Annotated in this window: 7 protein-coding genes; all 7 read left to right on the top strand. The window is 67.9% G+C overall.

The window, feature by feature from the left end:
- The coding region (gene dop / locus E1293_RS42100) for a depupylase/deamidase Dop (protein WP_132204950.1) at window positions 1-1,213 on the top strand (1,213 nt) is incomplete at its 5' end.
- 286 nt (window positions 1,214-1,499) lie between these two features.
- Window positions 1,500-1,709 carry a ubiquitin-like protein Pup gene (locus tag E1293_RS42095; RefSeq protein ID WP_132204948.1) on the top strand — a complete coding sequence of 70 codons (210 nt, stop codon included), beginning with the start codon at window positions 1,500-1,502 and terminating at the stop codon, window positions 1,707-1,709.
- A 111-nt stretch (window positions 1,710-1,820) separates the two neighbouring features.
- Entirely contained in the window at window positions 1,821-3,008 is a 1,188-nt protein-coding gene (locus E1293_RS49950) for an endonuclease VII domain-containing protein (protein ID WP_165978653.1), read from the top strand.
- 112 nt (window positions 3,009-3,120) lie between these two features.
- A complete protein-coding gene (gene prcB, locus E1293_RS42085) occupies window positions 3,121-3,966 on the top strand; it encodes a proteasome subunit beta (RefSeq protein ID WP_132204944.1) in 846 nt (281 codons plus the stop codon).
- A gap of 21 nt (window positions 3,967-3,987) precedes the next feature.
- Complete coding sequence (gene prcA, locus E1293_RS42080; protein ID WP_243717385.1) at window positions 3,988-4,764, top strand: proteasome subunit alpha; 777 nt, start codon at window positions 3,988-3,990, stop codon at window positions 4,762-4,764.
- A gap of 168 nt (window positions 4,765-4,932) precedes the next feature.
- Window positions 4,933-6,291: a Pup--protein ligase gene (pafA, locus tag E1293_RS42075; protein ID WP_132204940.1), complete on the top strand. Its 1,359-nt coding sequence runs from the start codon at window positions 4,933-4,935 to the stop codon at window positions 6,289-6,291.
- Window positions 6,292-6,450: 159 nt separating this feature from the next.
- Window positions 6,451-7,301: FKBP-type peptidyl-prolyl cis-trans isomerase (locus E1293_RS42070; protein ID WP_243717383.1), on the top strand; the 851-nt coding region annotated here is incomplete at its 3' end.

The following is a 7,301-nucleotide window of genomic DNA, read 5'->3' as shown; positions in this document are numbered from 1 at the left end:
CTCCGCACCCGATTGCACCAACCCCCGCGACGCCGTCATCTGGGACAAGGCCGGCGAACGCGTCATGGCCGACGCCGCACAGCGCGCCGCCCTCGTCCCCGGCACCCACCCCATCCAGCTCTACAAGAACAACACCGACAACAAGGGCGCCTCCTACGGCTGCCATGAGAACTACCTCATGCGCCGCGAGACCCCCTTCGCCGACATCGTCCGGCACCTCACCCCCTTCTTCGTCTCCCGCCAGGTCGTCTGCGGCGCCGGCCGCGTCGGCATCGGCGTCGACGGCCGCGGCGACGGCTTCCAGATCAGCCAGCGCGCCGACTTCTTCGAAGTCGAGGTCGGCCTGGAGACCACCCTCAAACGCCCCATCATCAACACCCGCGACGAACCCCACGCCGACCCCGAGAAGTACCGGCGGCTCCACGTCATCATCGGCGACGCCAACATGGCCGAGCTGTCCACCTACCTCAAGCTCGGCACCACCTCCCTCGTCCTCGCGATGATCGAGGACGGGTTCCTCACCGTCGACCTCTCCGTCGACATGCCCGTCGCCGCGCTCCGCGCCGTCTCCCACGACCCGTCCTGCAAGCACCTGCTCACCCTCCGCGACGGCCGCAAGATGACCGCCGTCCAGCTCCAGATGGAGTACCTCGAGCAGTCCCGCAAGTACGTCGAGGACCGCTTCGGCGCCGACGTCGACGAGATGACCCGCGACGTCCTCGACCGCTGGGAATCCGTCCTGCACCGCCTCGGCGAAGACCCCATGCAGCTGTCCCGCGAACTCGACTGGGTCGCCAAGCTCTCCCTCCTGGAGGGCTACCGCAGCCGCGACGGCATCGACTGGTCCCACTCGCGCCTGCAGCTCGTCGACCTGCAGTACACCGACATCCGCCCCGACAAGGGCCTCTACAACCGCCTCGTCGACCGCGGCCGCATCGACCGCGTCATCACCGAGGCCGAGGTCCAGGCCGCCGTCGAGGACCCGCCCGAGGACACCCGCGCCTACTTCCGGGGCCGCTGCCTGCGGCAGTACGCCGAATCGGTCGCCGCCGCCTCCTGGGACTCCGTCATCTTCGACGTCCCCGGGCGTGAGTCGCTCCAGCGCGTCCCCACCCTGGAGCCCCTGCGCGGCACCAAGCAGCACGTGGGCGCCCTCCTGGACCGCTGCCGCACCGCGGCCGACCTCGTGGCCACCCTGACCGGCCAGAGCTGAACCAGCGCCCTTCCGGCGGGCCCGGCGGCACACGGACGCCGCCGGGCCCGTTTCGCGCGCCCATTGGATAGCGCGACTATCGAGCGTTATCGACCACGCTGACCTGCGGCGCCGGGTGACGTCTCGGTTTCGTGACCGGTTTGCCTGTTTCACCGGTCTCCGGACCGGCGATAACCCGAGCAAGTCCCCGGCCCCCGGGCGGAGGCGGCGAAACGGGCGTTCAAGATCCGCTAGCCGTCGAAGATCGGAGATAGGGTCGGAAGGACCGGCAGAGCGGAGGTACGGAATGGCCACGAAGGACACCGGCGGTCAGAAGCAGACCACCCGGCGCACGGATGAGGTCGAGGAGACCGAGGCCACGACCACCGAGGACGTGCAGGAGCGCCAGGAAAAGATCACGGACGACGTGGACTCAATTCTGGACGAAATAGACGAAGTACTAGAAGAGAACGCAGAAGACTTCGTAAGAGCGTACATCCAGAAGGGCGGCGAATGATCCCGGTTTGTCCGATTAGCTCCCTACCTTAATCGGACGACATACGGAACATTCCAAGCATAAAGCAAAATCGATTTCGAACGGATGGGCGAGACGGATAAAGTCTCGCCCATGCGTTCGAAAAAGTGCCTCGACTGCGGCGAGACCAAGCCCGCGTCGGACTTCTGGAGGCTCAAGTCCTCCAAGGACGGCCTGGCTTACTACTGCAAGGTGTGCTTCGGTCTCCGTAACAGTCGTTCATATAGGAAGAAACAGGCGGATCTAGGCAAAGAAACGCGAGCCTACCGTCGGCACTCGGATGTCCCTGAGGGGATGAAGTACTGCCCGCAGTGCAAAGAGGTCAAATCGGTCGACGAGTTCGGACGGAACCGCGCTTCCAGGTCCGGGCTCACCCACTACTGCCGCCCATGCCACAGCAAGGCCGTCGCGGAGATCAGGAAACGCAACCACGGGAGCGCACGCAACTACCTGCTGAAGTTGCGCTACAGCGTGACCGAGGAAGAGGTCGGGCGGATGATGGCCGCGCAGGGCGGCGTCTGCGTGATCTGCCTCCGTGCGGAACCGAAGCATGTCGACCACAGTCACCTGACGGGAGTGGTTCGCGGCGTGCTGTGTTTCAAGTGCAACGGCGCGCTGGGCCAGTTCCAGGACGACCCGCGCCAGTTGGGCGACGCCGCGGACTACTTGGAGTTTCGCGGCCCGCACGCCGCCCGGATGCGTCTGGAACTCGGTTCGGCGGTCGTCGACGGGGAGGCTCGGCGTTGCGAGGCCTTCACCCTGTGGGGGACTAGGGCGAAGTTCACCGGCACTCCCCGTCAGAACCACCTGCGCCAGAAGTACGGAATCAACGACGAGGACGCATCATGGCTCCTCTCCGTTCAAGGCGGCATGTGCGCCATCTGCTGGAGCGCGCCTGCCGAGCATGTCGATCACGACCACCGGACGGGCGTGGTTCGCGGGATGGCGTGCGGAGGCTGCAACACGGGCATGGGACAACTCGGTGATGACGCTGTCTCGTTGAGGCGAGCGGCGGACTACCTGCTCGGCGAGCTGGTCAGGACGGTGGCCACGCCGGGCGGAGGCCGGCGTCTGTCGCTCACGGTGCCCGACGTCGATCCGACCACCGTGGTGGGAGGCGGTTGGGAGTCGTACCGGGAGGAGGACGGCCGTCATCGCCGGATGATGTGGACGGTCGATGAGGACCACGAGGGCCCGACATGGCTCTCCAGATGCCTCGCGAAGATGCAGGAGTCCTATGCATCCCTGGGTGAGGAGGCGACGGGGTTCGCCGTGGGCTGATCGGGTGGGGGGATCGTGGCATGCGCGTGGGCGACCTTGAACAGTAGGGTCGTAGGCGTTCGTGCCGGTGTGGTTGCCAAGCCGGTGCCATGGTGGAGGGGAAGGGAGTCGCGTGGCGTCCCACGATTCGTACACCGGACGTCTGCCGGGGTTGTTCGCGAGCCCGGACACGTCGTCGTTCACGGAGTTCCTGGGGGCGTACTCTCCGGAGTTGCTGCCCGGTGGGCGGACGCCGCCGGCGTCGCGGGCGGGTGACGACATCCCGCACGGTACGACGATCGTCACGGTGGGCTTCCCCGGCGGGGTGGTCATGGCGGGGGACCGGCGGGCGACCGCGGGCAACGTCATCGCGCAGCGCGACATCGAGAAGGTGTTCCGGGCGGACGAGTTCTCGGCGATCGCGATCGCCGGGACGGCCGGGATCGGGATCGAGATGGTGCGGCTGTTCCAGGTGGAGCTGGAGCACTACGAGAAGCGCGAGGGCCGGACGCTGTCGGTGGAGGGCAAGGCGAACCGGCTGGCGACCATGGTGCGGCAGAACCTGGGCATGGCGATGCAGGGGCTGGCGGTGGTGCCGCTGTTCGCGGGCTACGACGAGGAGCGGAACGAGGGGCGGATCTTCTCCTACGACCCGGCGGGCGGCCGGTACGAGGAGCGGGACTTCCATTCGATCGGCTCGGGGTCGGTGTTCGCGCGGGGCGCGCTGAAGAAGCTGTACCGGGCGGACCTGTCGGCGGAGGACGCGGCGCTGGTGTGCGTGCAGTCGCTGTACGACGCGGCCGACGACGACTCGGCGACGGGCGGGCCCGACCTGACGCGCCGGATCTTCCCCGTGGTGGCGTCGGTGACGTCGGACGGGTATCGCCGGCTGGGCGAGGACGAGGTGGGCGCGCTGGCGCAGGCCGTCGTCGACGGACGTTACGACTCGCCGGGCGGTCCGACCGCCCCGCTGCGATAGAAGGGATCCTGACCGGTGTCCATGCCGTTCTATGTGTCGCCCGAACAGCAGATGAAGGACAAGGCGGACTACGCGCGCAAGGGGATCGCGCGTGGCCGCAGTGTCGTGGTGCTGCAGTACGACGACGGCATCCTGTTCGTGGCGGACAATCCGTCGCGGGCGCTGCACAAGATCAGTGAGATCTACGACCGGATCGCGTTCGCGGCGGTGGGGAAGTACAACGAGTTCGAGAATCTGCGGCTGGGCGGGGTCCGGTACGCCGACATCAACGGGTACCAGTACGACCGCCGCGATGTGACGGCGCGGGGTCTGGCGAACGTGTACGCGCAGTCGCTGGGGACGATCTTCACGGAGACGGCGAAGCCGTACGAGGTGGAGCTGGTCGTCGCGGAGGTGGGCGATGACGCGGAGACGGACCAGGTCTACCGGTTGACGTTCGACGGGTCGGTGGCGGACGAGCACGGCTATGTCGCGATGGGCGGGCAGGCCGAGGCGGTGGCGCAGTCGCTGAAGGACGGGTACCGGGAGGGTGCGCCGCTGGCGGAGGCGCTGCGGACGGCGGTACGGGCGCTGGAGGCGCAGGATTCGGACCGGCGGCTGGAGGCGACGTCGCTGGAGGTCGCGGTGCTGGACCGCAACCGCGAGCACCGGTTGTTCAAGCGGCTGTCGGCGGCGCGTATCGGTGATCTGCTGTCGGCGGCGGATGGTTCCGCGGGTTCCGGTGGTGCCGCGGACGCGGCGGAGGGTGAGGGTTCGAAGCCGGAGCCGAAGCAGAAGCCGGAGTCGGACGAGGACTGACGCGCGGGCGTCGACTGACGCGCGGGCGAGTGGACGGGCCCGTCGTGGTGGGGTGGTGGCCGCCCCGTGCCGCGGCGGGCCCGTGGTGTCGCGGGGGTGGTCGTGTTCGCGGGAAACGGTGGGCGGGAGAGACTGCCAAGTGGGGGCCGCGCCGCATAGGGTCTTGGTGTGGACAGGCGCATCTTCGGGCTTGAGAACGAGTACGGCGTCACCTGTACGTTCCGCGGGCAGCGGCGGCTGTCACCGGACGAGGTGGCGCGCTATCTGTTCCGGAGGGTGGTGTCGTGGGGTCGTAGCAGAAACGTGTTCCTGCGCAATGGGGCGCGGCTCTACCTGGACGTGGGGAGTCACCCGGAGTACGCGACGCCGGAGTGCGACAGCGTCGTGGATCTGGTGACGCATGACAAGGCGGGTGAGCGGATCCTGGAGGGTCTGCTGGTGGACGCCGAGCGGCGGCTCCGTGAGGAGGGCATCGCCGGTGACATCTACCTGTTCAAGAACAACACCGATTCGGCGGGGAACTCGTACGGCTGCCATGAGAACTATCTGGTGGGGCGGCACGGGGAGTTCGGCCGGCTGGCGGACGTGCTGATCCCGTATCTGGTGACGCGGCAGATCATCTGCGGTGCGGGGAAGGTGCTGCAGACGCCGCGGGGTGCGGTGTACTGCGTGTCGCAGCGGGCGGAGCACATCTGGGAGGGTGTGTCGTCGGCGACGACGCGGTCGCGTCCGATCATCAATACGCGGGACGAGCCGCATGCGGATGCGGAGCGGTTCCGGCGGCTGCATGTGATCGTCGGGGACTCGAACATGAGTGAGACGACGATGCTGCTGAAGGTCGGGGCGACCGATCTGGTGCTGCGGATGATCGAGGCCGGGGTCGTGATGCGGGATCTGACGCTGGAGAACCCGATCCGGGCGATCCGCGAGGTGAGCCATGACATGACGGGCCGGCGGAAGGTGCGGCTGGCGAACGGGCGTGAGGCGAGTTCGCTGGAGATCCAGAAGGAGTACTACGGCAAGGCGCGGGATTTCGTGGACGCGCGCGGTGGCGACGCGACGGCGAAGCGGGTGCTGGAGCTGTGGGAGCGGACGCTGCGGGCGGTGGAGACGGGCGATCTGGATCTGGTGTCGCGTGAGATCGACTGGGTGACGAAGTACAAGCTGATCGAGCGGTACCGGCGGAAGTACGATCTGCCGTTGTCGTCGCCGCGGGTGGCGCAGCTGGATCTGACGTATCACGACGTCCACCGTGACCGGGGGCTGTACTACCTGCTGGAGAAGCGGGGGTCGGTGGATCGGGTGTCGCGGGATCTGGACATCTTCGAGGCGAAGTCGGTTCCGCCGCAGACGACGCGGGCGCGGCTGCGGGGCGAGTTCATCCGGAAGGCGCAGGAGAAGCGGCGTGATTTCACGGTGGACTGGGTGCATCTGAAGCTGAACGATCAGGCGCAGCGGACGGTGCTGTGCAAGGATCCGTTCCGGTCGGTGGACGAGCGGGTGGACAAGCTGATCGCGGGCATGTAGCGGGGTCCGGCGCGGGCCGGTGGCCTGGTTGGGGTGAGGTGCGCGCCGGACGCTACTGGTGGGTTACGTGGGCGGTAGGGTGAGCGCGCAGTAGCGTTCGTCACCCCCCGTGAAGGATTCTGTATGCGCCGTCGGTTCCGGTTGTTGCCCGTGGTCGTGATGGTCGCGGCGCCGCTCGCGTTGTCGGCGGCGTGTTCGGGTGGTGGCGTGGACGTCACGGTGCGCGGGGATTTCGGGAAGCTGCCGGAGGTGAAGTTCCCGAAGGGGGAGCCGGACGACTCGTTCGCGGTGAAGACCGTGAAGGAGGGCAAGGGGACGGCGGCCCGGAAGGGTGATCTGGTGGTGGCCGACTATGTGGGCTACCGGTGGAACAAGGGTGGCCGGAAGCTGCTGGCGAGCAGTTATTCGAAGGGGGAGCCGGGGGCGTTCCCGACGGGGCAGCTGGTGCCGGGGCTGACGAAGGCGTTCGACGGGGCGAAGCCCGGGACGCGGGTGGTGGCGCGGATTCCGCCGGAGGACGGTTTCGGTGACAAGGGCGACCCGAAGCATCAGGTGGGGGCGGATGACACGCTGGTGTACGTGCTGGACGTGCGGGCGGTGTATTCGCGGACGGCGGGCCCGCATGGGAAGAAGCAGGCGCCGCTGAACGATGCGCGGCTGCCGAGGGTGTCTGATGCCCCGGCGGGGCAGGCGCCGGCGGTGGCGGTGCCGAGGGCGGCGGCGCCGAAGAGTCTGCAGGTGCGGACGCTGGTGAAGGGCGACGGCCCGGCGGTGCGGAAGGGCCAGTTGCTGGCGTTGCAGTATGCGGGGTATTTCTGGCGGGACGGGAAGGTGTTCAACTCGTCGTGGTCGGAGGGCCATCCGTTCGGGGTGATGATCGGGACCGGCCAGGTGATGAAGGGCTGGGATCAGGGCCTGATGGGGCAGCGGGTGGGGAGCCGGGTGCTGCTGGTGGTGCCGCCGTCGCTGGGGTACGGGTCGAAGGGTTTGGCGCAGTTCGGGATCAGGGG

This window comes from Actinomadura darangshiensis, from assembly GCF_004349235.1.
Taxonomy (GTDB): domain Bacteria; phylum Actinomycetota; class Actinomycetes; order Streptosporangiales; family Streptosporangiaceae; genus Spirillospora; species Spirillospora darangshiensis.
The sequence above is the reverse complement of the archived record's forward strand: the minus strand, read 5'-3'. Positions and strand labels throughout refer to the sequence as shown.